The following is a 26,067-nucleotide window of genomic DNA, read 5'->3' on the forward strand; positions in this document are numbered from 1 at the left end:
GCTATCCCTATTCGCTACTCCCTATTCGCTCCTTCACGGAATATCTTCCGGCCGCCGGCCGGGTCGGCTCTTGTAGGACGGAAACGACCAGCCGAATTTGAGCGCGCCGCCACGCACAAGGAACGCCGCCGCAAAACCGGCGAGGTCCGAGGCGAGCGGCGGCAGCCCGGCAAGATCGCCAAGTGTATAGAGGCCAGCACCCGCAAGGGCTGCCGTGACGTAGATTTCGGGCCTGAGCAGCACCGATGGCTCGCCGGCCAGGAGATCGCGCAGAATGCCGCCGGAGGTGGCGGTGAGCACGCCGGTGATGACGGAGACGACCGGCGAACCGGTAATCGCCAGTCCCTTGGCGGCGCCCATCACCGAAAAGGCGGCGAGCCCGACGGCGTCAAGCCAGAGCAGCCATTTCCAGCGCGATTCGACACGATGCGCGCTGAAGAAGACCAGCACCGCAACCACGGCGCAGATCAGCACGTAGCTGGAGTTGGCGACCCAGAAAACCGGCAGGTTGAGGATGACGTCGCGAAGCGTGCCGCCGCCTATTCCGGTGACGCTGGCCAGAAACAGGAAACCGATTATGTCAAGTTGCTTGCGCGAAGCCGCAAGCGCCCCGGTCGCGGCGAAGACCGCGACACCGGCATAGTCGAGAAGCGCGATGGGGTTCATGAAGCGAACAATGAAAGAGTGAGTAGCGAATAGCGAGTAGCGAATAGCACGAAGCCGCAGCAACTCTTGCGTATTTCCTATTCGCTACTCGCTATTCCCTATTCGCTTGTCCGTTCAGGCGTCCTTCTCGGCCTGTTCATTGACAGGCCCGGGCTCGACCGGCGCTTCGGCGGCGGCAAGCTTCGGACCGCCCTTGGCGACGCCGACCATGGCTGGGCGCAGCACCCGATCGCCGATCGAATAGCCCGGCTGCACGACCTGGACCACGGTGTTGGCCGGGACATCCGGGTTGGGCACTTCGAACATCGCCTGGTGGAAATTGGGATCGAACTTCTCGCCTTCAGGCGCGAGCTTCTTGACCCCGTGCCGTTCCAGCGCCGACAACATGGCGCGCTCGGTCAAGTCGACGCCTTCGATCAGCGCCTTGAAGCCGGCGTCACCCGACGCCTTGGCCTCGGCCGGAATCGCGTCCAGCGCGCGGCGCAGATTGTCCGACACCGACAGCATGTCGCGAGCGAAATTCGCCACCGCGTAGGTACGCGCATCGTGTACGTCGCGCGCCGTGCGGCGACGCAGATTTTCCATCTCGGCCGCCACGCGTAGCGCGCGGTCCTTTAATTCTTCATTTTCCTTCAGCAGCCGCACAAGGGCTTCATAGTCGCCGTCGATGCTGCCTTCCGTGCGCTCGGCATTGGCCTCGGTCGCCTCGACTTCATCGGGCGCGCGTTCGTCTTTTGCCTGGTCGCTCATCGCCGTTTCCCGTCAATCTCGAATGATGTGGATTTTGAGCCCGATATCGAGGTTTGGCGGCCAAAAATCAAGGGGTAAGCGATTGTGGAGGCTGTCGGCCAAGGCCGGACAACGACGGGCAAGACATTTCGATTTTAATTCAAATTTTACCCTAACCGCCGGCTTTGCTTGCCACAAAGGCGTGATGCGGGAACCATTCCCTTGCTGGAGGAGTTTCGAAGCCGACACAGGATTTGAGATGATGACCCAAAAAAAGGCCGAAAAGGCAGAACGGCTGGCCGCCGAGGTCAGACGCCAGTTCGGCGCCGAGGCGATCACCCGCTTTATGCGCACCTTGCCCGCCTTCCGCACCGAGGCCGACATTCCTGACCAATTCAGAAAACTGCTCGACCGCCTCGACGGAGCGGAGAAAAGTGGCGTCGGCTGGCGCCGGCGGTAACGAGGCATCTGATCTTGGCAGCAACCCTCTATCAGCGATAGCCTGAGTGAGCCGAACCATCTAAGGATAGATGCATTGAGGTTGGAACCGAGCGCGGCTGTCCCATCCTCGACCGCGATTAGAGATCGGCCCAAAAAGCGGAAAACTCGATGCTCAAGCGACAGAGGAGCATCGGGCTCTTGAACGACCCGGCTTCAAAGCTCGCCGCTCCATCACGCTGATCAAGCTCCGATTGGCTAGCTTGACCGTCCGGCCACGCGACAATTACGCACAGTAATTTTGCGTGATCTTGTCTTGCGGTGGTGAGACACCCCGCCTATGCTTCCTGATGAACATGATTTCCCCTGAGGCGGTCGCCAACAGCAAGCGCGCCTGGCTGAAAATTCTGGCACGCTACAAGAAGCCCGACAGGCGGCGCAGCGCCGTCGAGCTTGCCATCACTCTCATTCCGTTCACCGTGCTCTGGGGACTGTCCTCGGCGGCCTATGCCTATGGCCATTGGTGGGGACTGATCCTGATCCTTCCCGCGGCCGGGTTCCTGGTGCGCATCTTCATGATCCAGCACGATTGCGGCCACGGCTCCTTCTTCGCCAATCGCTACGCGGACGACTGGATCGGCCGCGCGCTCGGCATCCTGACGCTGACGCCCTACGACTGCTGGCGGCGCGCTCACGCGACGCACCATGCCAGCGCCGGCAATCTTGACGAACGCGGCATGGGCGACATCAGGACGCTGACCGTCGCCGAATACCGGCAGATGTCATGGCGAGGCCGCCTTGCCTATCGTCTCTATCGCCACCCGCTGGTGATGTTCGGGCTCGGACCGATCTGGCTGTTCATCTTCGAGCAGAGGCTGCCCGTCGGCATGATGCGGGGCGGGCTGACGCCCTGGGTGTCGTCGATGACCACCAATCTTGGCATCGCGATTGCAGCAGCCATCCTCATCTGGTTCGTCGGCCCCGGCGCGTTCCTGGTGGTGCATCTGCCGATCGTCATCCTCGCCGGTTCGGCCGGCATCTGGCTGTTCTACGTCCAGCATCAGTTCGAGGAAACGGAATGGGCGAAGGACGCCGACTGGGAATTCCAGCACGCCGCCCTGCATGGCTCATCCTACTACGACCTGCCGCCGGTGCTGAACTGGCTCACCGGCAATATCGGTGTCCATCACGTCCACCACCTCTCGGCCAAGGTTCCGTGCTACCGGCTGCAGGAAGTGCTGCGGGATTATCCGGAACTGCGCGGCATCGGCCGCGTCACGCTGCTCGAAAGCCTGCGATGCGTCAAGCTGGCGCTGTGGGACGAAAACCGCCGGAAGCTGGTGTCGTTCCGCGAGGCGCTGGCGGCGGCCTAAGCAATTCCAGGAAAAATGTGAAACGGTTTTCCCGGGAAAAGCGCGTGACGCTTTCCCCGGGGGAATTGCGCCAAAACAAGAAAATAAAGACCGCCGCGTCATGGACGCGGCGGCTTTGCAAACTCTCGGATCATGCCGCCTGGCGCTCGTCGCGCATCAGGATCTCGCCATGGCGGATCTCGGTGCCCAACACCTTCAGGCATTCGCGAATGAAATTGGACAGGCCCGGCCAGCCCTTAGCCGAAACGAGATTGCCGTCGACATGGGCGCCAGTCGGCGCGACATCGATATAGATACCGCCAGCGAGCGTCACCTCCGGCTCGCAATAATGGAGCGCGGCGACTTCCCGGCCTCGCACCACGCCGTCGACAGCGATCAGGATCTGCACGCCATGGCAGATGGTGAAGATCGGTTTGCCGGCCTCGTGGAAATGCCGCACCAGCGCCTGCACCCGCTTGTCGATGCGGATGTATTCCGGGCCACGCCCGCCAGCCGCATAGACGGCGTCGTATCCGGCCGGGTCCACCTCGGAAAAGGTCTTGTTGAGAATGTAGTCGTGGCCGAGCTTTTCGGTGTAGGTCTGGTGGCCTTCGAAGTCGTGAAGCGACGTTTTCAATATATCGCCCGCCTTCTTGTCGGGACAGACGACATGGACCGTATGGCCAACCGCATGCATGGCCTGCTCAAAGACGAAAATCTCATACTCCTCGCTGAACTCGCCTACGAGCATCAGTATCTTCTTGCCAGCCATTCCGGTTCCTCCCTTGTGGCTCCATTTATTTTGGGTCGCGAAATAATGACCCTATCCTAAGGGCAGGATGGCGAAAGGGAAAGCGCAAATCGCAAAACTGGTAAGACCAGATTGACCGGTCTGTAATCGGCATCGCCGCAAGACCGCTCGCAGAAACCGAAAACCGTATTATTGGTTCGACCAGAATTTTGGTCAGCGGGCAGCCTTGATCATGTCAGCCGCCTTTTCGGCGATCATGATGGTTGGCGCGTTGGTGTTGCCGCCGATCAGCGTCGGCATCACCGAGGCGTCGACGACACGCAAGGCCTGCATGCCATGCACGCGGAGCTCCGGATCGACCACGGCCATATCGTCGATACCCATCTTGCAGGTGCCCACCGGGTGATAGACGGTATCGGCGCGGGCACGGATATGGGCCATCAATTCGGCATCGCCCGAAACGCCGGCGGTGTAGATTTCCTTGTCGCGGTATTTGGCCAAGGCCGGCGCCTCCAATATGCCGCGCATTATTCTGACTCCCTTGAGCAAAAGCTCGGCGTCGCGTTCGTCCGATAGAAAACGCGGATCGATGCGCGGTGGCGCCAACGGATCCGGCGCCGACAGCCCGACCTCCCCGCGCGAATGCGGCCGTAGCACGCAGACATGACAGGAAAAGCCATAGCCCATATGCAGCTTGCGGCCATGATCATCGACGATGGCGATACAGAAGTGCAGTTGCAGGTCCGGCCGGTCGATCGCCGGGTCGGATTTGAGGAAGGCACCACCCTCGGCATAGGGTGTGGCGATCATGCCGCCGCCATCCTTGCGCCAGCGCCGCAGGTGCCGCAGCAGGCCCGGCAGACCGCGCAGGCCGATGCCCATCATGTCGGCATCCTTCGATGTCCAGCCCATGATAAAATCGAGATGATCCTGCAGGTTCTTGCCGACGCCCGGCAACTCATGGACGATCGGAATTCCGTGCGCTGCAAGTTCGACAGCCGGGCCGATCCCGGACAGCAGCAAAAGTTGCGGCGAACCGAAGGCACCACCGCAGATGATGACCTCGCGCCTGGCCCTGACAACGGCTTCACCCTTGCCCAAGCGGTAGCGCACGCCGATGGCCCGCTTGCCGTCAAGGACGATGCCCGTGGCGTGCGCTCCAGTGATGACGGTAAGGTTTGGCCGGTCCATAGCCGGATGCAGATATGCGGCGGCCGCCGAGCAGCGTTCGCCGTTGCGGCCTTCGCCCCAGAATTGCGTGACTTGATAAAGCCCGGCCCCTTCCTGTTCGACCCCGTTGAAATCATCGTTGCGACGGATCTGGTTTTCGCCACAGGCCTCGAGAAAGGCCCGGGAGAGCGCACGCGGCTCCTGCTGCTCGGCAACCCGCAGCGGCCCGTCGCCGCCGCGCAGAGCGTCAGCGCCGCGCTGGTTGCCTTCCGCACGTCGGAAATAGGGCAGCACCTCGTCCCACGACCAACCGTCGCAGCCGAGATCGGCCCATTCGTCATAGTCGCTGCGATGCCCCCTGACATAGAGCATGGCGTTGATGGCGCTGGAGCCGCCCAGTGCCTTGCCGCGCGGCTGGTAGCCCTTGCGGCCGCCAAGGCCCTGCTGCGGCACCGTCTCGAAGGCCCAATTGTTGATTTTCGGCCGGCCGGGCAGCAACGCAATGACGCCTGCCGGGGCACGGACGAGCAGATTTTTGCCCTCGCCGCCGGCTTCGATCAGGCAGACCGTCTTCGATGGATCTTCGGAGAGCCGCGCCGCAAGCGTGCAGCCGGCGGACCCGCCACCGGCAATGACATAGTCGAAATCCATGGTCCCCTCCGGTTGGAGCGCCGCGCGTCCAAAGGACGCGCAAAGGACGCTCCAAGACTCTTGAAACTATGCATGGTCCTTTCCGAAAGCTTTGCTTTCGGGGCCATGCACCCGGCGGATATTTCCGTACGGATAGTCCCAGAGAAGGCCCGATCAGAGCCGATGTAAAGACGTCGGAAATTACCGCTGCGTCAGCTGTTGCGAATGCGGCGCCAGGAATATTTTGGGCCCTTGGGCTCCGATACGGCGGCCGGCTGGTAGTAGAGCCCCAACCCGCCGGTACGTCCCCCCTCCAGCCGCTTCAACAGCACCGGATTCGAAATCTCGAACTCGTCGAAGCCAAGCCGCAGCATATGCGGCAACTGGTCGACCAGAACCTGACCGGTGGCGCGCACCGCGCCCTCGAAATGATAGCGCCCGCGCAGCAGTTCGCCCTTGGAGAAGGAGCGGCCATCGCTGAAGACCGGGAAGGCCAGCGCCACCAGCGACAGCTGGTCGAGCAGGTCGGCGATCTTCTCGAGCTGGTCACCGGGCTGCAGCATGACGCCGAGCCGTTCCTTCGCAGAGCGGCGCACCTCCGGATCGAGATCGAGGAACGCCTGCAGCGGCAGGATGAAGCGGCCATTGCCGGAAAGCGCATCCGCGTTTTCGGCATGAGCCCACTCATCCTCGCGAAAACCTTCAGGGGTCCAGAGCCGGATCTCCGGCGTCATCGGTTCAATCATCAAAAATCCCAAAGCCCCAAAGAATCCCAGGTCCTAGCGTGTGTCGAGATTCAGGTCAGGCCGAGCCGAAAATGGTGGCTTCCGAGAACCGGAGCGGAGCGTACTTTTTGGTACGTGAGCACCGGAAGCGCAGGAGACCGCCATTCGCAGGCCGGCTGAATATCAACATACCCTATAGTGATGCGTCGGTCAGCGACTTCTCCAGTCCCGACAGGTGAATGCCGCACTCGGTCTTGGCATGGCCGGCCCAGCGGCCGCTGCGCGCGTCCTCGCCCGGCTGCACCGGCTGCGTGCACGGGAAACAGCCGATCGACAGATAGCCATAGGCGACCAGCGGATTTTCGCGCAGCGCATGCGCGCGCATATAGTCGGCCTGATCCGATGTCGTCCAGTGCGCCAGCGGGTTGATACGGATGCGCGGACCGACGGCCTCGAACACCGGAAGCGCTGCCCGCGTCGCGGCCTGGAAGCGCTTGCGGCCGGTGAACCAGGCGCGGAAAGGTGCAACGCCACGCGCCAGCGGCTCGACCTTGCGCACGTCGCAGCAGGCATCGGTGTTGCTCAGATGCAGATTGCCCGTCGGATCGATCCGTTCAAGCGCCGCTTCCTCGGGCTTGATCACCCTTATATTGGTCAGCCCGAAATCGGCGGCAAGCGCGTCGCGATAGCCGAGCGTCTCCTCGAAATGCTTGCCGGTGTCGAGGAAGATGACAGGCAACGCCCGATCGATCCTGGCGATCATGTGCAGCAGCACAGCCGAATCCGCGCCGAACGACGACACCGCCGCGATCTCGTCGTGAAACAGGTCGCGGGCCGAGCGTTCGATGATCTCGAGCGGGTTTAGATGACCGTAAAGCGCATCGAGCCCCGCCGCCTTGGCGGCGATGCCGTCATCGACGTCGGTGATACGGTCAAGCGGCCTTGGCTTCGCCAGCATAGAGCGCCTCCTTGAACGGCGCGGGACCGACTCGGCGGTAGGCGTCGATGAATTTCTCTTGTGGGTCGAGCCGAAGGCCGAGATAGGTCTCGACGATCTGCTCGATGGCGTCGGTGATCTCTTCCGACGAGAAGCCGCGGCCGATGATCTCGCCGACAGAGGTATTCTCATCGGCCGAGCCGCCCAGCGTCACCTGATAGAGTTCGGAGCCCTTCTTCTCGACGCCGAGGATGCCGATGTGGCCGACATGGTGATGGCCGCAGGCATTGATGCAGCCGGAGATCTTCAGCTTCAGTTCGCCGATCTCGCGCTGCCGCTCCAGCGAGGCGAAGCGGCGCGAGATTTCCTGCGCGATCGGGATCGAGCGCGCCGTGGCCAGCGCGCAGTAATCGAGGCCTGGGCAAGCGATGATGTCCGATATCAGGTTGGAATTGGCCGTCGCAAGGCCAATGCCGACCAGCGCATCATAGACCGCCTTGAGGTCGGCGCGCGCCACATGCGGCAGGATCAGGTTCTGCTCATGGCTGACACGCAGCTCGTCGAAAGCATATTTTTCGGCGATGTCGGCGACCGCTTCCATCTGGCTGTCCGAAGCGTCGCCGGGCACCTCGCCGATGCCCTTGAGCGAGATCGTCACCGCAGCGTAGTCGGGATGGTGGTGCGTCACGACATTCTGGTCGAGCCATTCCGAGAACTCCTTGGAATCCAGACGCGCCAGCTTGACCGTCTGGTCGCCTTCCGGCCGGTCGGTAAGCTCCGGCGGCGCGAAATAAGCTTCGATGGCGCGGATGTCGGCTTCCGGCAGCTTCAGCTCGGCGTCCTTCAACTCCTGCCACTCGGCCTCGACCTGGCGGGTGATTTCCTCGACGCCGGTCTCGTGGACGAGGATCTTGATGCGCGCCTTGTACTTGTTGTCGCGGCGGCCATAGAGGTTGTAAACGCGCAGGATCGCCGTGCAATAGGACAGAAGGTCGGCTTCCGGCAGGAAGTCGCGGATCTTGCGGGCGACCATCGGCGTGCGGCCCTGACCGCCGCCGATATAGACGGCGAAGCCGAGTTCGCCGGCGGCGTTCTTCTTCAGGTGCAGGCCGATATCGTGGGTCTGGATGGCAGCGCGGTCGCGCTCGGCCCCCGTCACCGCGATCTTGAATTTGCGCGGCAGGAACGAGAATTCCGGGTGCACCGACGACCACTGGCGCAGGATTTCCGCATAGGGGCGCGGATCGGCGACCTCATCGGCGGCTGCACCGGCGAAATGATCAGCGGTGACGTTGCGGATGCAATTGCCGCTGGTCTGGATGGCATGCATCTCGACGCTTGCCAGATCGGCCAGGATCGCCGGAATGTCCGACAGCGCCGGCCAGTTGAACTGGATGTTCTGGCGTGTGGTGAAATGGCCATAGCCCTTGTCGTATTTGCGGGCGATGTGGCCGAGCATGCGCAGCTGCTTGCCGTTCAGCGTGCCATAGGGCACCGCGATGCGCAGCATGTAGGCGTGCAGCTGAAGATAGACGCCATTCATCAGCCTGAGCGGCCGGAACTGGTCCTCGGTGATCTCGCCGGCAAGGCGGCGCTGGACCTGGTCGCTGAACTCGGCGACGCGGGCCTGGACAAAATCGTGGTCGAACTCATCGTAACGGTACATGCTTCGTCTTTCAGGGCGCGTCCGCCCATGCCTGGTGTCTTGGTTATGCTGCCCAAGTCGCCTGCTTGGCAGCCTGCTTGCCGAGATCGTTGCGGATGGTCGGGCCCGCGGCGCGGATCTTCTCGCGCAACCGCACCGGCTCGACAACGCCGTTGACGACATCGGCATCGATCAAATTCACGTCGACCACTTCATTGGCGGCATAGGCCTTGGCGCCGATCGCCTCGAGGCGATCCTCGGCCGCCTTGTCATGGGCGAGGTCGGCATGGTCCACCGTCTCGACCCAGTCGCCATCGGCGTACCAGACGGCAATGCCGTCGGTCAGGCGGTTGGCGGTCAGAATCTTCATGACTGAACTCCTTCGGCGGCCGAACTGGACGCGCCTTCATGTCTGTGTGCCGCGAGCGGCTCGGACCGTTCAAAGTTGGCGCCGGCGACCGCATCGCCGATGATGGTCATGACCGGGCCGGAAAGATCGGCGCGCGCTTCCAGCGACGGCAGGTCGGCAAGCGTGCCGTGGAACCGGCGGCGGTTGGCAAGGCTGGCATTCTCGACCACGGCCACCGCCGTATCCGGCGACAACCCGGCCTCGATCAGCCGGCCGGCAACCTCGGCCGCCACCGAGCGGCCCATATAGACGGCGACGGTGGCGCCCGAAATGGCGAGCTTGGCCCAGTCGGGCAGCGAATTGCCCTTGAGGTCGTGGCCGGTGGTGAACACCATCGATGAGGAAACGCCCCGCAAGGTCAGCGGCAGTTCGAAATCGGCGGCGGCGGCGAATGCCGCGGTGACGCCCGGAACCACCTCATAGGCGATGCCGGCGTCGCGCAGTGCCGCCATCTCCTCGCCAGCCCGGCCGAACACCAGCGGATCGCCCGACTTCAGCCGCACGACACGTTTGCCTTCACGGCCAAGTTCGACCAGCAGCGCATTGATCTCAGCCTGGCTCTTGGTGTGACAGCCCTTGCGCTTTCCGACCGGCAGACGCTCGGCATCGCGGCGGCCCATGGCAACGACCGCCTCCGGCACCAGCGCATCATGGACGATGACATCGGCCTCCATCAGCAGACGATGGGCGCGGAGGGTCAGAAGATCCTCGGCGCCCGGACCGGCGCCGACCAGGGCGATGTGGCCCAAACCCGGCGCATTCGACAGCAGGAGATCGACGGTAGCGTCATGCGCCTGCGAAAGCTGGCCGGCTTCAGCCGCGCGGGCAGGAGCACCAGTGAAGAAATCATTCCAGAAGCGGCGGCGGGCATTGCCTTTCGGCAGCAGCTTCTCGGCGGCATCGCGAAACGAAGCAGCAAGCGTTGCCAGCGGCCCGAGCGACGGCGACAGCATGCGGTCGATGCGGCCGCGCAGCATCTGGGCAAGCACCGGGCCGGCGCCTTCGGTGCCGATGGCGATGGCAACCGGCGCGCGGTTGACCAGCGCCGGGGTAAAGAAATCGCAGAGTTCCGGTCGGTCGACGGCATTGACCGGAATGCCCAGCCGGCGCGCATCCGCGGCTACGCGGCGATCGAGTTCCTCGTCGCCATTGGCCGCAAACACCATGACCGCGCCCTCGAGCTGCGACGCGTCGTAAGCAGCGGCAACATGGTTCGCACCGGTCTGAGCGATGAAGGCCGACAGGTCGGGCTCGGCATATTCGGCGATGATGCGCAAGATCGCGCTGGACTGTCCGATCAGCCGCGCCTTGGCCAGCGCCTCTTCGCCGCTGCCGACAATGGCCACAACTTGCCCCTCGACCCGCATGAAGACGGGGAAGGCGTTGAGTTTGGGAGCAGTGTGCGACATGGGCGCGAGCGGAATCCTGAACAAGGCTTGCAGTTCTACGCGCGAGCGCGAGAAACCAGAAGGAACGCACTCGCGCATCGCCTGTCGGGATGCAATCGCTTTTCTGAAAGCATCCCAGCCAAGAGAAAAATATTTCTCATCGACGGGCAGAGCGGATTCAAGCTGCTGTCGCAGGCCTTGATTTACAGCTCTTTTAGCGCCCTACGAGAATTGCCGCAAAACAGTTTTTTCTAAATTCTACCAATTTAGTAGATTAAAGCCGCAGACATTGGATAACCCCAAATGTACAACGCAGCGATGGTCCTGGTTGGAACATTACTGCCTGGGGACGCGTTCCCCGAAAGGCCTGTCACGTCAGACGGAAATCCGGTCGCGGCACGATGCCCGAGCGGCCCAAAAAGGAGCCTGTCATCATGAGCACAATCAACCTGAAGCACGGCATCTGGGTTTTAGTGGCCGATGGCGAAAAGGCGCTGTTCCTGAGGAATGCCGGCGACAACAAATATCCGAACCTCGAGGTCGTGCAGGAAATCGAACAGGATAACCCGCCCACTCGCGAGCAAGGCAGCGACAGCCCGGGCCGATACAATAATGGTCCCTCCGTGCATCGCAGCGCGGTCGAGGATACGGACTGGCACCGCTTCGGCAAGGAGCGTTTCGCCGATGAGATTGCCGACCGGCTCTACAAGCTCGCGCATAACGGCGAGTTCAAGGAGATCGTGCTTGTCGCACCACCGATGGTGCTTGGGACTATGCGCAAGAAGCTTCACAAGGAGGTCGAGGACAAGGTGACCGCCGAAATTCCCAAGACACTGACCAACCGCGCCCTATTCGAGATCGAGGCCCTGCTGCGAGCAGCCTGATCGTTGTGAGCAAATCGCGCCGGGCCGAGGCGGAATACTATCGAGGAAATGCAAATCGGGCCGGCGGCTTCCTCGGCTGCCGGTCAAGTTTTTGCGGCCGCACCGTCGATTTCATGGCCTTGCGGGTTGCATCGCCAACGCCCCATCCACCATATTGCGAACAGGCGGCGGCTCCCGGGCGGTGCCCATCCAACATTGATGATTTTGAAAGGCGCTCCATAGACAATGCCGCATGACACGCCCCTTATCGCCACCATCGTCGCCGGTCTGGGGCTAGCTTTCGTCTTCGGCGCTCTCGCCAACCGCTTCCGCATTCCGCCACTGGTCGGCTATCTCGTAGCCGGCGTGCTGGTCGGGCCGAACACGCCCGGCTTCGTCGCCGATGCCGGCCTTGCCAACGAACTGGCTGAAATCGGCGTCATTCTCCTGATGTTCGGTGTCGGGCTGCACTTCTCGTTGAAAGATCTGTTGTCGGTGCGCGCCATCGCCGTGCCCGGCGCCATCGTCCAGATCGGCTTTGCCACCGCGCTCGGCGCCGGGCTGTCGTGGATGCTCGGCTGGTCGATGGGCGCCGGATTGGTGTTCGGCCTGGCGCTGTCGGTTGCTTCGACCGTGGTGCTGCTGCGGGCCTTGCAGGAACGCCGCCTGATCGAGACGGAGCGCGGCCGCATCGCCGTCGGCTGGCTGATCGTCGAGGACCTGGCCATGGTGCTGGCGCTGGTGCTGCTGCCGGCGCTCGCCGGCGTGCTCGGCGGCCAGGAGCAGGCCGACGCCCATGCGAGCGGCCTGCTGTCGCTGCCGGCCAACTACGGCATCTGGGGCGTCGTCGGCATCACGCTGGCCAAGGTCGCCGCTTTCGTCGTCGTCATGCTGGTGGTCGGCCGCCGCGTCGTTCCCTGGATCCTGCACTATGTCGCCCACACCGGCTCACGCGAACTGTTCCGGCTGGCGGTGCTCGCCATAGCGCTCGGCGTCGCCTTCGGCGCGGCAAAACTGTTCGGGGTCTCGCTGGCGCTGGGTGCCTTCTTCGCCGGCATGATCATGAGCGAGTCCGAGCTCAGCCACCGCGCGGCTGAGGAATCGCTGCCGCTGCGCGATGCCTTTTCCGTGCTGTTCTTCGTCTCGGTCGGCATGCTGTTCGACCCGTTCAGCCTGATCAGCAATGGCTGGCCGATCCTGGCGACGCTGGCCATCATCGTCATCGGCAAATCGTTGGCGGCGTTCGTCATCGTCGTTGCCTTCGGCTATCCCCTGGCCACCGCGCTGATGATCTCGGCAAGCCTTGCCCAGATCGGTGAATTCTCCTTCATCCTGGCCGAGCTCGGCGTCGGGCTGAAACTATTGCCCGAACAGGGCCGCGACTTGATCCTGGCCGGCGCCATCCTGTCGATCGTCCTCAACCCGCTGATGTTCCTGGCCATTGACTGGATGAAGCCCTGGCTAGAGCGGCGCGCCGCCAGGACGGCACCGCTGGTCAAGGCAAAGCCGGTTGGTCCAGCGACGGAACCGGGCCAGGTGGCCTCTGTTGCAGCCACGACGAAAGGGGAAGACGGGCCGCCGCCCAGGACAACCCTTACCAACCATGCCATCCTGATCGGTTATGGCCGCGTCGGCAGCCTTGTCGGTGCGGCGCTGAGAGAGGCCCCCCTGCCCTTCCTCGTCGTCGAGGATGCCGACAAGACACTGGCCAGGCTGAAGGCCGACGGCATCGAAACCGTCTCCGGCAACGCGGCCAACGCCGAAGTGTTCGCCGCCGCCAATCCCGAAGGAGCGAAGCGGCTGATCCTGGCCATCCCCAATGCCTTCGAGGCCGGCCAGATTGTTTTGCGGGCACGCGCCGCCAATCCCGGCATCAACGTCATCGCCCGCGCCCATTCCGACGCCGAGGTCGAGCACCTCAAGGGCCTCGGCGCGGACACCGTGATCATGGGCGAGCGCGAAATCGCCCGCGGCATTGTCGAAGAGGTGCTTGGCCACAAGCCGGGGGCTGCGGAACCATCCGCAGCCTGAGCCGACCCTGTTCGCAGGCGGGTTGATCACGCGACGAACGCGGAGCCGCTAGGCTGTACGACACTGCCGAGGTATTTTGCCGGGGACTTCCCAAGCGCCTTCTTGAACATGGTGATGAAGGCCGTGACCGACCCATAGCCGAGGTCGCCCGAAACCTGCTGCACGCTCGCACCCGAGGCCAGCCCTCGTATTGCGACGATCAGGTGCAGTTGCTGGCGCCAGCGCCCGAAGCTTAAGCCTGTCTCCTTCACCACGAGACGGGCGAGACTGCTCTCGCTGAGCGCAACGCGGTTGGCCCATTCTGCCAATGTGCTGCGGTCGGCAGGGTCCTGCGCCAGCGCTTCGGCTATCCGCCTCAAGCGCGGCTCGGACGAAATCGGCAGATGTAGCCGCTGGACAGGCATGCGCGGCAGCTCGGTAAGCATGGTCCTGGTCAAAAGCTCATCCCTCGCCTGATCGTCCTGCGCACCATCGGACAGCTCGATGATCAGTTCGCGCAGCAGCGGCGAGATCGAAAGCGTGCAGCAGCGTTCCGGCAGATCGGCGGCTCCCGGCTCAATGTAGACGAAAAAAATCCGGGCATTGGCGGTCGCGACATTGCTGTGCTCCATGCCGCTTGGAATCCACACCCCGCAATGAGGCGGCACCATCCACAGGCCGCTGGGGACGCGACATGTGACGCCGCCTCCGAGCGCGAAGACGAGTTGCCCTTTGCGGTGCCGATGGGCGGGCACTTCCGCTCTGGTCTCGGGGACGTCGACGCGCACGGCAATCGCTGGCGCGGAAGGGTCATCCACATCGAAATCGAGCCAAGGGTAGCTAAGAGGCTGCTTCATGGTTGACGGTTTTTAGCGATCAATTGCCTTCATATCTAAATTATTCAAAGGCAAAAATCGATAGGGTCCACTTGCGAATGAGCGGTACGTCCACCACGCAGCAATGAGGTATGAACCATGCTCGCCCTCGTCATTTCTCCCGACAGCGCGACCGGACTGAGGATCGCGGAGCTTGCCGAGCCTCAACCGACCCCGAACGAGGCGCTTGTCTCAGTCCACGCAACCTCGTTGAACCGCGGCGAATTGCGCCTGCTTGCCATCCGTTCGAACGGCTGGATCCCGGGTCAGGACATCGTCGGGATTGTCGAACGGGCAGCAGCCGATGGCTCCGGGCCAGCCGTAGGCGCCCGGGTTGCGGCTCTGGTCGACCAGGCTGGATGGGCCGAACGGGTCGCCGTGCCAACCGACCGCCTCGCGGTCCTGCCGGATGACGTCAGCTTTGTCTCCGCCGCCACGCTTCCGGTCGCCGGCACGACGGCGCTGAGGACTTTGCGCCATGGCGGCGACCTGGCCGGCCAGCGGGTCCTGATCACCGGCGCAAGCGGTGCGGTCGGTCGTTTCCAGATCCAGATCGCCCGCGAGCAAGGCGCCTCGGTGACCGCGATCGCCGCCGCCCGGCATGCCGACGATCTCCGCGGCCTGGGAGCTATGCAGGTTGTCGAGTCGATCGAGTTGGCTGAGGGACCGTTTTCGCTGATCACCGAATCGGTCGGTGGCCAAAGCCTCGCACAAGCGATCGAACGCGTCGCGCCTGGCGGAACCATCGTCATGTTCGGTTCGAGCAGCGGCGAACTGACGCCCGTTGGATTCCGCCAGTTCGTTCCGGATCATGAAGGGGCGAGGCTTCAAACCTTTGCGTACTACACTTCTGGCCCAGGCATTGGCGCGGACATCGCATCACTGCTCACGCTGGTCGCCGCTGGCAGGCTCGAAACGCGCGTGGCCCTTACCATCCCGTGGACAGACATTGCTCACGCCCTGGACGCACTGCGACAGCGCAGCTTCAGCGGCAAGGCCGTTCTCACCATAACCGGATGAGCACCCTGTTTTGTCACACGTGCTGGCCGCCATTGATGTGGATTTCCGAGCCCGTCACATAGGACGCCTGCTGCGAGCACAGGAAGAAGATGATGTCGGCGACCTCGGCCGTGGTGCCGAGCCTTCTCAGCGGGATCGTCTCGACGATCTTGTCCGTGCCCGGTGACAGGATCGCGGTATCGATTTCGCCCGGCGCGATGGCGTTGACGCGGATGCCGTGCGGGCCGAAATCATGCGCCATCTCCCGTGTCAGCGAGCCGAGCGCGGCCTTCGATGTCGCATAGGCGGTGCCAGCGAAGGGATGCACGCGGGTTCCGGCGATCGAGGTGACGTTGACGATCGAGCCCTTGGCCGCGGCCAATTCCTTGAACAGGCCCCGCGCCAGCATGATCGGCGCGAAGAAATTAACCTGGAACACGTCGCGCCAGACATGCATCGGCGTGTCGATCGAGTCCATGCGGCTGTTGCCGTCCTTCAGTTTTGGCGAGATGCCGGCATTGTTGACCAGCGCGTGCAGCTGGCCGCCATGCGCTTCCAGCCGGTGGCGGATTTCCGACACGGCGATGCCGACATCCTCCTGATCGGCAAGATCGACCTTGATGTGGTCTTCCGGCCCGGCTGGCCACGGGCAATCCTCGGCAAAGGCCTGGCGCGAGCAGGTGATGACGCGCCAGCCTTCGCGCGAAAAGCGCTTGACCGTGGCGTGTCCGATGCCGCGGCTGGCGCCGGTCAGCACGATGGTCTTTCTGGTGTCGAGTTCGGTCATTTTGGGAGGTGTAGCCGAACCGCGTCTCGGAGGCGAGAGGCGAGTTGCCGCTCAGCCGCCGCCAAGGAGATCAAGGATCGAGGTCTGCCGCTTCTTGCGCGGACCGCCGACGTCACCCGGCGGCACCGGGTGCTTGATCGACGCGGTGGCGCCGTCATCCTCGGGCATGGAAAGGCCATCATCGGCATCGACGGTCTGAGCGGGACGCGCCGCGCGGACCGGCGCTGGCGCCTGGGCGACCGGCGCGGCTGGCCGCACCTGCTGGCCGACGGACGCGGATGGAACCGGCGCCGGTGGCGTGTTGTTTGCCGAGGGTATCTCGTCGGGCACGATGGTGTCGGCCGGCGTCGATTTCCAGGTGCCGGGCAGCGGCCGCACCGGCACGCCCTCGTGGGCTGCGACCATGAATTCGTGCCAGGCCTGCGCCGGCAATGCGCCGCCGGTAACCTTCTTCATCGGGCTGCCATCATCATTGCCGAACCACACGCCGGTGGTGAGGTTGGCGGTGTAGCCGACGAACCAGGCATCGCGCGAATTCTGGCTGGTACCGGTCTTGCCGGCGGACGGCCAGGCGAAAGCCGCTTTCCGGGCGGTGCCGATCTCGACCGTACCCGTCATCATCGAATTCATCATGCCGACGATCTCGGGCTTAACCACGCGCGGCGCGCTGCCGCTACCGCTGTCGTAGAGCACCTTGCCATCGGTGGTCGTCACGCGGCGGATGAAATGGATGTCCGGCTTGTAGCCGCCATTGGCAAAGGGGACATAGGCCGATGTCAGTTCCAGCGGCGTCACTTCCGAGGTGCCGAGTGCGATGGAGGTGTTGGACTGCAGGTCGGACTGGATGCCCATGCGGTGCGCCGCCTCGACAACCGCGTTCGGCCCGACCTCCATGGTCAATTGGGCGGCGACCGAATTCAGCGATTTGGCCAATGCGGTGGCCAGCGTCACCTTGCCGAAATACTTGCCGTGGTAATTGTCGGGCGTCCAGTTGCCGATCTTGATCGGCGCGTCGTTGCGCACGCTGTCGGGTGTGCGGCCGGCTTCAAGGGCTGCCATATAGACGAACGGCTTGAATGCCGAGCCCGGCTGGCGGCGTGCTTCGGATGCGCGATCGAACTGGCTGGTCGAATAGTCGTAGCCGCCGACCATGGCGCGCACCGCGCCGGAATCGTCGATGGACACCAGGACACCCTGGCTGACGTTGAGCTTCTTGCCACTTTCGTCGATCAGCCTGCGGATAGATTGTTCGGCGAGCTTCTGCAGGTTCAGGTCGACGGTGCTGTCGACGACGATGTCGCCGCGTACGTCGCCGATCAGATCAGGCAGTTCTTCCATGATGGTGTCGGCGACGTAGTTCTCCGAGCCGGTCCAGTAGGACGGCGCGCGCGTTGCCGGCGCGCTCATCGCAGAGGTCAGTTCCTTGGCGCTGATCTTGCCCTCGTCGCGCATGGCGGCAAGCACCAGTTGCGAACGTTCCTCGGCGGCCTTGGGGTCACGTGCCGGCGACAACCGCGACGGCGCCTTCAACAGGCCCGCAAGCAGTGCGGCTTCCGACAGGGTGACGTCGCGCGCGCTCTTGCCGAAATAGCGGCGCGAGGCCGCTTCGACGCCATAGGCGCCGGAACCGAAATAGACCCGGTTGAGGTACATTTCGAGGATCTGGTCCTTGGTGTGCTTGTGCTCCAGCCACAGCGCCAGCAGCACCTCCTGCACCTTGCGCTCCAGCGTGCGGTCTGGCGTCAGGAACAGGTTCTTGGCCAATTGCTGGGTCAGCGTCGAGCCGCCTTGCGAGAAATGCCCGCCCAGAACATTGGTCATCATGGCGCGCGACAGGCCGATCGGGTCGATGCCGAAATGCGAATAAAAGCGGCGGTCCTCGATGGCGATGACGGCCTCGGGGATATAGGGCGACATTTCGTGCAGCCCGACGGCTTCGCCCCCGCTCATGCCGCGATTGGCGAGCAATTGGCTATCGGCCGAGACGATCTTGATGTTGGGTGCGCGGTCGGGGATCGACCAGGTCGTCGCCGCCGGCATCTTGGCGCCGTAATAGACGACGATGCCGGCCACCGCGATGCCGCCCCAGATGGCAAGCACGAAGCACCAGTAGAACAGCCGGCCGAGCACGCCGAACAGGCCGCGCCGGCTTCTGCCGCGCTTGGTCCGCGACGATTTTCCTTTGGCCGGCTTGCGTTTTGCGGAGGCTTTGCGATTGCTCGGCACGACGCGATCCTCCTCGTTCACCGAAAGACCCGCCGAGGATCGTGCCTGCGGCGGTCCCTCGAAACTGGGTTCGATGCGGCTGTCTCTGCGGTTCGCCATGCGCTGTGCTTGATATCCCCGATGCCTATGGCGTTCGGGTTGAAGAGTAGATGCGGCGATTTAAGGGCGGGTTAAGTCGGGAAAAATCGAAGCAATGTGGATTCAATTGCTTGCGAACCGATTCGAACGACGCATCAGCACCGTTCACGGACGATAAAAGGCGACGATGACCGGCGGGTCTTCAATTCTGTTGGATCGAAATACCTTTGTCGTCGATCTTGAGCTCGACGCCCTTCGGCTTGGTCTGCTCGCGGTAGACATAAATGCCGAGCGCGATGACCACGACGACGAGCGCGCCGATGACGAGATAGAGCGTATTCTGTTTCATGGCGCGCTCTTTGCGTTATCAAGCCTCAAGCTCGTTTCAGGACTTTGACCAGCACCAGCAGGATGATGGCGCCGATGGTGGCATGGATGATGGAAGCGAGAATGCCGCCGCCGATGGATAAGCCGATCCGCGGGAACAGCCAGCCGGCGATGAACGCGCCGACGATGCCGACAATGATGTTGCCGATCAGGCCGAAGCCGAAGCCGGAAACGATGAGACCGGCAAGCCAGCCGGCAATGGCACCGATGATGATGAAGACGAGCAGGCTTTCGACACCCATAGCGATTTCCTCCGAGCAAGAGGGCGACGGCGGAACCGAAAGCTCCGAATCGGCCTCGATACCAACGACTTCAGGCTATTCGAAAGCAGCCGGCCTCGCCAGCGACCCAGTCACTAGAGCAATTCTAGGAAAAGTGTGAAGCGGTTTTCCCGGGAAAAGCGCGTAGCGCTTTCCCTAGAGGATTGCGTCAAACGAGGAGTTAGAGCAGCTCGCCGTTTCCGTGAAACGGTGAACTGCTCTAATCGTCATCATCGCTTGCGACAGGCCGCCAGCTGGTCGGCTCGACCTTCTTTTGCGTGTGACTGTCGGTGTAGACCCACCAGCCTTCGTCGCGATATTGCGCTATGGATTCATTGATGACCCCGTCGCTGTCCTTCCAGGTGACGGAGACCTTGGAGCCATCGGTCGGCGCGGTCGCAATCGGTTTTCTGTCCGTCATGTTATCCCCTTGAACCGACGAAGCTGAGCCGACGGAACGCGGCGGCCCGCATCTGGTTCCAAACCCGGCCATCGGCAGAAAATCGCCGCGACGATCGTCAGCTATGGGCGAAGATATCCTCTTCGTCCCAGCCCATCAGATCGAGTTTGGCACGCGTCGGCAGGAAGCGAAAGCAGGCATCGGCTTCCTTGGTCCGCCCGTCTCGCGCCAGCCGCCCGGCCAGCACGTCGCGCAAACGGTGCAGATAGAGCACGTCGGAAGCCGCATATTCGAGCTGTTCGGGCGACAGCGTTTCGGCCGCCCAGTCCGACGATTGCTGCGCCTTGGACAGGCCGACGCCGAGAAGCTCAAAGCAGATGTCCTTCAGCCCGTGCCGGTCGGTATAGGTGCGGGTCAGCCGCGAGGCGATCTTGGTGCAAAACACCGGCTCGGGCATCACGCCGAATGCATTGTAGAGCACGGCGAGGTCGAAACGGCCGAAATGGAAGAGCTTGGCTATGCCGGGGTTCCTCAGCAGGCTGACGAGGTTCGGCGCCTTCTTCTGGCCGGGCGCTATCTGGATGACATCGGCCGTGCCGTCGCCAGGCGAAATCTGCACCACGCACAGCCGGTCGCGATGCGGATTGAGCCCCAGCGTCTCGGTGTCGATGGCCACTGCCCCGACATTGTAGTGCAAGAGGTCGGGCAGGTCATTTTTGTGGAAACGGATGTCGGCCATTGTCTTCTCCGGTCGCGCGTCCCTTGATCCGCAAGGGACGCTCCAGCACTTTGTCTTATGGCCCGTCCTCGCCGCGATCCGATGAAAAATCAACAGGAAAACTGGGATCCCGCCGCTCAGCGCGTCAAGGCATCGAGAATCCGCGCCCAGGAGCGCTGGCCCTTGTGGAAGGAGCTGAGCTCGTATTTCTCGTTGGGCGAATGGATGCGGTCGTCGTCGAGACCGAACCCGACCAGCAGCGATTCCATGCCGAGATAGGTCTGGAAATCGCCGACCACCGGGATCGAGCCGCCGCTGCCCGTTGTCACCGCCGGCTTCGGCCATTCGTCGGACAGCGCATTCTTGGCCTTGGCCAGGAACGGCGAGTCATAGGAAAGCTGAATTGCCGGTGAGCCGCCATGCGGGTGGAATTCAACCGAGCAGTCGGCCGGAATGCGCTCCTTGACGAATTTCTGGAACGCGTCGCGGATTTTCTTCGGGTCCTGTTTATGGACGAGGCGAAACGACACCTTCGCCGAGGCTTCCGCCGCGATCACCGTCTTGAAGCCCTTGCCGGTGTAGCCGCCGATAATGCCGTTGAACTCGGCCGTCGGCCGCGCCCAGGTCAGTTCCAGCACCGAGCGGCCCTTTTCCCCCGACGGGATCGACAGGCCGACAGGCCCGAGGAACGTCTCGGCCGTCTCGCCAAGCGTCTCCCATGATTTCAGGATTTGCGACGGCGTTTCCTCGACCCCGTCATAGAAGCCGGGAATGGTGATGTGGCCGTCCTTGTCGTGGATATCGGCCAAAACCTTGACCAGGATGCGGATCGGGTTGGCGGCAGCACCGCCATAGAGGCCGGAATGCAGGTCGCGGTCGGCGGCCTTCACAGTGATCTCCTCACCGACCAGCCCGCGCAATCCGACGCAGATCGACGGCGTGTCGCGGTCCCACATGCCGGTATCGCAAACCAGCGCGAAATCGGCCTTGAGCTCGTCGGCATTGGCTTCGAGGAACGGCTTCAGCGACGGCGAGCCGGATTCCTCTTCGCCCTCGAACAGGATGGTGATGCGGCAAGGCAGATTGCCGTGCACCTGCTTCCAGGCGCGGCAGGCCTCGACGAATGTCATCAGCTGGCCCTTGTCGTCGGCCGAGCCGCGTCCGGTGATCACCTTGTGATCCGGGCCGACCTCCTTGACCGCGGGGGCGAACGGATCGCTTTCCCACAATTCGATCGGATCGACCGGCTGCACATCATAATGGCCGTAAAACAGCACATGCGGCGAACCGGCCGGGCCATGGTGATGGGCGACCACCATCGGGTGTCCGGGCGTGTCGCGCACACTGGCATCGAAGCCGATCAGCTTGAGCTCCGCCACGAGCCATTCCGCCGCATTGCGGCAGTCGGCGGCATAGGCCGGATCGGTGGAGATCGACTTGATCCTGAGCAGGCCGAACAGGCGTTCGAGGCTCTGGTCGAGATTCTTGTCGAGACGGTCGAGGACGGGGGAAACTGCGGACATGTATGAAGCCTTTCGATTCAGAACCGGAACCGTAAAGGCAGGACAGGGAAACGAAAAGCCCGCGATCATTGGACCACGGGCTGCAAATGTCTGTCTGAGGTAAAAAAAGACCGCCGTGGTGGAGGGGGAACCACGGCGGCCTTCTACTCGAAACGTTGCGGCAGCCCGGAGAGGGGGGATAGGCTGCCGCAGTTGTCCGGGATAGGCGGGGGACGGGCCTTACTCCGGACTCGGCGAAAATTGCCGATGCCATGTATCTGTGTCTTTGAACATGGCGATTCAAGGGCACGAAGATTACACTTTTGTAACATGGCCGTGAGCAGGTCGGAGTCCGGTCTGTCAGGGTGTTGTCGGGACCGATATTTGAGGCCGCCTTTGGCATGGACCAAGCCGCCGCGCCGCGCTATCCCTGCCGACATGAAAAAAGGCGATCATCTCTTCCTTGTCGACGGCTCCGGCTACATCTTCCGTGCCTATCACGCGCTACCGCCGCTGACCCGCAAATCCGACGGCCTGCCGGTCGGCGCCGTTTCCGGTTTCTGCAACATGCTGTGGAAGCTGGTTCTCGACGCCCGCAACACCGATGTAGGCATTGTGCCGACGCATTTCGCCGTCATTTTCGACTATTCGTCGAAAACCTTTCGCAACGACCTCTACCCCGAATATAAGGCCAACCGCTCGGCGCCGCCGGAAGACCTGATCCCGCAATTCGGCCTGATCCGCCAGGCAACCAGGGCGTTCAACCTGCCTTGCATAGAAACCGAAGGCTATGAGGCCGACGATCTGATCGCCACCTATGCCAGGCTCGCCTGCGAGGCCGGCGGCGACACCACCATCATCTCCTCCGACAAGGACCTGATGCAGCTGGTCGGCGACACGGTCGGTATGTACGACCCAATGAAGGACCGCCAGATCGGCATTCCCGAGGTCATCGAGAAATGGGGCGTGCCGCCGGAAAAGATGGTCGACCTGCAGGCGCTGACCGGCGATTCGGTCGACAATGTGCCTGGTGTGCCCGGCATCGGGCCGAAAACGGCGGCGCAACTGCTCGAACAGTTCGGCGACCTCGACACGCTGCTGGCCCGCGCCGGCGAGATCAAGCAAGACAAGAGGCGCGAATCGATCATCGCCAATGCCGACAAGGCGCGCATTTCGCGTCAGTTGGTGACGCTGATGAACGACGTGCCGGTGGCCGAGGGGCTGGACGACTTCGTGCTGCACCCGCCGGACGGCCCAAAACTGATCGGCTTCCTCAAGACCATGGAATTCACCTCGCTCACCCGCCGCGTGGCGGAAGCGACTGGCACCGAGGCAGGTGATGTCCAGGCCGTCGCGGTGACAGTCGAACGCGCCGATTATGCCCATGGCCCGGATGTCGGGGCCGGAGCTGTTGCCCGAGCCGAGTCCGGCGCCGAGCCTGGCCAGGCCGGCGGAGCGGCAACGACAGAAACGTCAAAACAAGGCGACACCCCTTCCCTGCTTGCCGCGCTGAGGCTGGAGAGTGCGGCCACCCGCAAGATCGATACATCTGCCTATCACTGCATCCGCGATGTCGCGACGTTGAAAGCCTGGGTCGCTGAGGCAATCGGGACCGGCCTTGCCGCTTTCGACGTCAGGGCGACGTCGGCCGATCCGATGCAGGCCGAATTGACCGGCATATCCATCGCCACGGCGCCCGGCCGCGCCGCCTACATTCCTTTTACCCACAAAAGCGGCAACGGTGACCTGCTTGGCGGTGGCATGGTTGAAAACCAGATTCCTCTCCGCGAGGCGCTGGCCTTGCTGAAACCGCTGCTGGAAGACAAGTCGGTTCTCAAGATCGCGCAGAACCTAAAATACGATCTTGTCGTCATGAGCCGCTATGGCATCGATGTCGCGCCTTTCGACGACACCATGCTGATCTCCTATGTGCTCGATGCCGGCACCCCCCATGGTCACGGCCTGGACTCGCTTGCCGAGAAATGGCTGGGTCATACGCCTCTCCAGCTCAAGGACGCTACCGGCTCCGGCAAGAACTCCGTCGGGTTCGATCAGGTCGACCTCGACAAGGCGACCGCTCATGCCGCCGAAGACGCCGATATGACGCTACGGCTCTGGCTGGTGCTGAAACCACGGCTTGCCGCCAAGGGGCTGGTGTCGGTCTATGAACGGCTGGAACGGCCGCTGGTGCCGGTGCTGGCACGCATGGAGCAGCGCGGCATCTCGGTCGATCGGCAGATCCTGTCGCGGCTGTCGGGCGAACTGGCGCAGGGCGCCGCCCGGCTGGAAGAGGAAATCTACCAGCTCATCGGTGAGCGCATCAACATCGGTTCGCCCAAGCAGCTCGGCGACATCCTGTTCGGGCGCATGGGTCTGCCCGGCGGTTCCAAGACCAAGACCGGCCAATGGTCGACCTCGGCGCAGCTTCTCGAAGATCTTGCCGCCGAGGGCCATGAACTGCCGCGCAAGATCGTCGACTGGCGACAGCTGACCAAGCTGAAATCGACCTATACCGACGCGCTGCCAGGCTTCATTCACCCCGACACCAGGCGCGTCCACACCTCCTACGCGTTGGCCGCGACGACGACCGGACGCCTGTCATCCTCCGACCCGAATCTCCAGAACATCCCGGTGCGCACCGCTGAAGGCCGCAAGATCAGGACCGCCTTCATCACCGACAAGAGCCATCGGCTGGTCTCGGCCGACTATAGCCAGATCGAGCTGCGCGTCCTCGCCCATGTCGCCGAAATCCCGCAATTGCGGCAGGCTTTCGCCGACGGCGCCGACATCCACGCCATCACTGCGTCGGAAATGTTCAACGTGCCGGTCGAAGGCATGCCTTCGGAGGTCCGCCGCCGCGCCAAGGCGATCAATTTCGGCATCATCTACGGCATTTCGGCCTTCGGCCTCGCCAACCAGCTGTCGATCCCGCGTGAGGAAGCCGGCAACTACATCAAGAAATATTTCGAGCGCTTCCCCGGCATCCGCGACTACATCGAGGAGACCAAGGCCTATGCCCGCGAGCACGGTTTTGTCGAAACGATCTTCGGCCGCCGCATCCATTATCCGGACATCCGGTCCTCAAATCCCTCGATCCGCGCGTTCAACGAGCGCGCCTCGATCAACGCCCGGCTGCAAGGCACCGCCGCCGACATCATCCGCCGTGCCATGATCCGCATGGAGGAGGCGCTGGAAAAAGCAGGCCTTTCGGCTCGTATGCTGTTGCAGGTGCATGACGAACTGATCTTCGAGACGGTCGAAGCCGAAGTCGAGGCAACGATCCCGGTTGTCCGTCATGTCATGGAGAATGCGGCGATGCCGGCGGTGTCCATGTCGGTGCCGCTGCATGTCGACGCGCGGGCCGCCAACAACTGGGACGAGGCGCATTAGCTGCTCCGAAGGCTGGACGCGCTGCGATCCTTCACACCCCCCTCTGTCCTGCCGGACATCTCCCCCGCAAGGGGGGAGATCGGATGTCGTTCCTGGTTTCGCCAACCGCCAACGTTGCAGGAATGAGCGGAGCGCCGAAGCTGCCAATCTCCCCCCTTGCGGGGGAGATGTCCGGCAGGACAGAGGGGGGTGCTGTCCCTCCAACATCAGGTTGGCTGGCCTGATCCTAAGCGGCTTCCGCCAAACACTTGGCACACGTCCCGCGAAATTCGATCACTGCTTTCTTGGCGGCAAAGCCAGTGGAGCGCACCCATTCGTCCAACCGGTGGCCGACATCGTGGTCGGACATTTCGGTCACCTGCCCGCATGTGTCGCAGATGGCGAAGGCGGTCATCGAGTGGCTGTGGTCGTGCGGCTCGGCGCAGGCGACGAAGGAGTTGATGCTTTCGAGCCGATGCACGAAGCCGGACTTCACCAGCGTGTCGAGCGCCCGATAGACCTGCAGCGGCGCGCGGAAACCGCGTTCGCGCAATTGATCCAGCAAAGTATAGGCGCTGAGCGGCCCGCTGGCGGCCTCGAGCTTCTCGAGCACGCACAGCTGGTTCTTCGTCAGCACATCCCTTGCCGCCATGGTCCTGATCCAACTCGTCTTGCGTCGCTCGCGCCTCATTTCCGTGCGCAAACAATCCCTGTCCCACCCAGATAGCGACGAACAGGCATTTTTGCTACTGT

24 protein-coding genes are annotated in these 26,067 nt (G+C 62.9%); 6 read left to right on the forward strand and 18 right to left on the reverse strand.

Going from position 1 to position 26,067, the window contains the following annotated elements; genetic code table 11:
• Positions 1 to 33 precede the first annotated feature (33 nt).
• Positions 34 to 666 carry a trimeric intracellular cation channel family protein gene (locus tag NKI38_RS13710; protein WP_352658374.1) on the reverse strand — a complete coding sequence of 211 codons (633 nt, stop codon included), beginning with the start codon at positions 664 to 666 and terminating at the stop codon, positions 34 to 36.
• Between the two features lie 114 nt (positions 667 to 780).
• On the reverse strand, positions 781 to 1,416 hold the full coding sequence (gene grpE, locus NKI38_RS13715) for a nucleotide exchange factor GrpE (protein ID WP_352658376.1): 636 nt from the start codon (positions 1,414 to 1,416) through the stop codon (positions 781 to 783).
• Positions 1,417 to 1,654: 238 nt separating this feature from the next.
• Here grpE and NKI38_RS13720 point away from each other — a divergent pair, with 238 nt between their 5' ends.
• Both NKI38_RS13720 and NKI38_RS13725 read left to right on the forward strand, forming a co-directional pair.
• Positions 1,655 to 1,855 carry a hypothetical protein gene (locus NKI38_RS13720; protein WP_352658378.1) on the forward strand — a complete coding sequence of 67 codons (201 nt, stop codon included), beginning with the start codon at positions 1,655 to 1,657 and terminating at the stop codon, positions 1,853 to 1,855.
• A 328-nt stretch (positions 1,856 to 2,183) separates the two neighbouring features.
• Positions 2,184 to 3,206, forward strand: a complete 1,023-nt coding sequence (locus NKI38_RS13725; RefSeq protein WP_352633181.1) for a fatty acid desaturase — start codon at positions 2,184 to 2,186, stop codon at positions 3,204 to 3,206.
• A gap of 130 nt (positions 3,207 to 3,336) precedes the next feature.
• On the opposite strand, the gene NKI38_RS13730 is transcribed toward NKI38_RS13725, so the two are convergent.
• The 7 genes from NKI38_RS13730 to cysG form a co-directional block, all read right to left on the reverse strand.
• Entirely contained in the window at positions 3,337 to 3,957 is a 621-nt protein-coding gene (locus NKI38_RS13730; protein ID WP_136618515.1) for a DJ-1/PfpI family protein, read from the reverse strand.
• A gap of 192 nt (positions 3,958 to 4,149) precedes the next feature.
• Positions 4,150 to 5,757: a GMC family oxidoreductase gene (locus NKI38_RS13735; RefSeq protein ID WP_352658380.1), complete on the reverse strand. Its 1,608-nt coding sequence runs from the start codon at positions 5,755 to 5,757 to the stop codon at positions 4,150 to 4,152.
• Between the two features lie 191 nt (positions 5,758 to 5,948).
• A complete protein-coding gene (locus NKI38_RS13740; RefSeq protein ID WP_352658382.1) occupies positions 5,949 to 6,482 on the reverse strand; it encodes a DUF934 domain-containing protein in 534 nt (177 codons plus the stop codon).
• Positions 6,483 to 6,654: 172 nt separating this feature from the next.
• Positions 6,655 to 7,419, reverse strand: a complete 765-nt coding sequence (locus NKI38_RS13745) for a phosphoadenylyl-sulfate reductase (protein WP_352658384.1) — start codon at positions 7,417 to 7,419, stop codon at positions 6,655 to 6,657.
• The gene (locus NKI38_RS13750; RefSeq protein WP_352658386.1) at positions 7,394 to 9,064 is read right to left on the reverse strand and encodes a nitrite/sulfite reductase; all 1,671 of its coding nucleotides are present in this window, start codon (positions 9,062 to 9,064) and stop codon (positions 7,394 to 7,396) included. Before NKI38_RS13750 ends, NKI38_RS13745 begins: the two co-directional genes overlap by 26 nt.
• Before the next feature lie 43 nt (positions 9,065 to 9,107).
• Positions 9,108 to 9,413: a DUF2849 domain-containing protein gene (locus NKI38_RS13755; protein ID WP_352658388.1), complete on the reverse strand. Its 306-nt coding sequence runs from the start codon at positions 9,411 to 9,413 to the stop codon at positions 9,108 to 9,110.
• The gene (gene cysG / locus NKI38_RS13760) at positions 9,410 to 10,861 is read right to left on the reverse strand and encodes a siroheme synthase CysG (RefSeq protein ID WP_352658390.1); all 1,452 of its coding nucleotides are present in this window, start codon (positions 10,859 to 10,861) and stop codon (positions 9,410 to 9,412) included. The genes NKI38_RS13755 and cysG overlap by 4 nt, the downstream gene beginning before the upstream one ends.
• A gap of 413 nt (positions 10,862 to 11,274) precedes the next feature.
• Here cysG and NKI38_RS13765 point away from each other — a divergent pair, with 413 nt between their 5' ends.
• Positions 11,275 to 11,724: a baeRF12 domain-containing protein gene (locus NKI38_RS13765; protein WP_352658392.1), complete on the forward strand. Its 450-nt coding sequence runs from the start codon at positions 11,275 to 11,277 to the stop codon at positions 11,722 to 11,724.
• A 225-nt stretch (positions 11,725 to 11,949) separates the two neighbouring features.
• Positions 11,950 to 13,734, forward strand: coding sequence for a YbaL family putative K(+) efflux transporter (ybaL, locus tag NKI38_RS13770; RefSeq protein WP_352658394.1), 1,785 nt, complete (start codon positions 11,950 to 11,952; stop codon positions 13,732 to 13,734).
• A gap of 26 nt (positions 13,735 to 13,760) precedes the next feature.
• Here ybaL and NKI38_RS13775 read toward each other — a convergent pair whose 3' ends face one another.
• Positions 13,761 to 14,570: an AraC family transcriptional regulator gene (locus NKI38_RS13775; RefSeq protein WP_352658396.1), complete on the reverse strand. Its 810-nt coding sequence runs from the start codon at positions 14,568 to 14,570 to the stop codon at positions 13,761 to 13,763.
• A 117-nt stretch (positions 14,571 to 14,687) separates the two neighbouring features.
• Here NKI38_RS13775 and NKI38_RS13780 point away from each other — a divergent pair, with 117 nt between their 5' ends.
• Entirely contained in the window at positions 14,688 to 15,608 is a 921-nt protein-coding gene (locus NKI38_RS13780; protein ID WP_352658398.1) for a zinc-binding dehydrogenase, read from the forward strand.
• A gap of 13 nt (positions 15,609 to 15,621) precedes the next feature.
• On the opposite strand, the gene NKI38_RS13785 is transcribed toward NKI38_RS13780, so the two are convergent.
• The 7 genes from NKI38_RS13785 to NKI38_RS13815 all read right to left on the reverse strand — a co-directional run bounded on the left by NKI38_RS13785 (position 15,622) and on the right by NKI38_RS13815 (position 21,966).
• Positions 15,622 to 16,374 (reverse strand): SDR family NAD(P)-dependent oxidoreductase, encoded by a 753-nt coding sequence (locus NKI38_RS13785; protein WP_023812510.1) that lies wholly within the window; start codon positions 16,372 to 16,374, stop codon positions 15,622 to 15,624.
• Between the two features lie 51 nt (positions 16,375 to 16,425).
• The gene (locus NKI38_RS13790; protein ID WP_352658400.1) at positions 16,426 to 18,699 is read right to left on the reverse strand and encodes a transglycosylase domain-containing protein; all 2,274 of its coding nucleotides are present in this window, start codon (positions 18,697 to 18,699) and stop codon (positions 16,426 to 16,428) included.
• Positions 18,700 to 18,880: 181 nt separating this feature from the next.
• A complete protein-coding gene (locus NKI38_RS13795) occupies positions 18,881 to 19,027 on the reverse strand; it encodes a hypothetical protein (RefSeq protein ID WP_013529552.1) in 147 nt (48 codons plus the stop codon).
• A 25-nt stretch (positions 19,028 to 19,052) separates the two neighbouring features.
• Positions 19,053 to 19,307, reverse strand: a complete 255-nt coding sequence (locus NKI38_RS13800; RefSeq protein WP_352658403.1) for a GlsB/YeaQ/YmgE family stress response membrane protein — start codon at positions 19,305 to 19,307, stop codon at positions 19,053 to 19,055.
• A 238-nt stretch (positions 19,308 to 19,545) separates the two neighbouring features.
• On the reverse strand, positions 19,546 to 19,746 hold the full coding sequence (locus NKI38_RS13805; RefSeq protein ID WP_352658405.1) for a hypothetical protein: 201 nt from the start codon (positions 19,744 to 19,746) through the stop codon (positions 19,546 to 19,548).
• A 97-nt stretch (positions 19,747 to 19,843) separates the two neighbouring features.
• Positions 19,844 to 20,464 (reverse strand): ribonuclease D, encoded by a 621-nt coding sequence (locus NKI38_RS13810; protein ID WP_352658407.1) that lies wholly within the window; start codon positions 20,462 to 20,464, stop codon positions 19,844 to 19,846.
• 116 nt (positions 20,465 to 20,580) lie between these two features.
• Complete coding sequence (locus tag NKI38_RS13815; RefSeq protein WP_352658409.1) at positions 20,581 to 21,966, reverse strand: M20/M25/M40 family metallo-hydrolase; 1,386 nt, start codon at positions 21,964 to 21,966, stop codon at positions 20,581 to 20,583.
• Positions 21,967 to 22,383: 417 nt separating this feature from the next.
• Here NKI38_RS13815 and polA point away from each other — a divergent pair, with 417 nt between their 5' ends.
• Positions 22,384 to 25,335: a DNA polymerase I gene (gene polA, locus NKI38_RS13820; RefSeq protein ID WP_352658510.1), complete on the forward strand. Its 2,952-nt coding sequence runs from the start codon at positions 22,384 to 22,386 to the stop codon at positions 25,333 to 25,335.
• A 226-nt stretch (positions 25,336 to 25,561) separates the two neighbouring features.
• Here the strand turns inward: polA and NKI38_RS13825 are convergent, their stop codons facing one another.
• Positions 25,562 to 25,966, reverse strand: a complete 405-nt coding sequence (locus NKI38_RS13825) for a transcriptional repressor (protein ID WP_352635777.1) — start codon at positions 25,964 to 25,966, stop codon at positions 25,562 to 25,564.
• Between the last annotated feature and the right edge of the window lie 101 nt (positions 25,967 to 26,067).

This window comes from Mesorhizobium sp. M0621 (assembly GCF_040320745.1).
Lineage (GTDB): Bacteria > Pseudomonadota > Alphaproteobacteria > Rhizobiales > Rhizobiaceae > Mesorhizobium.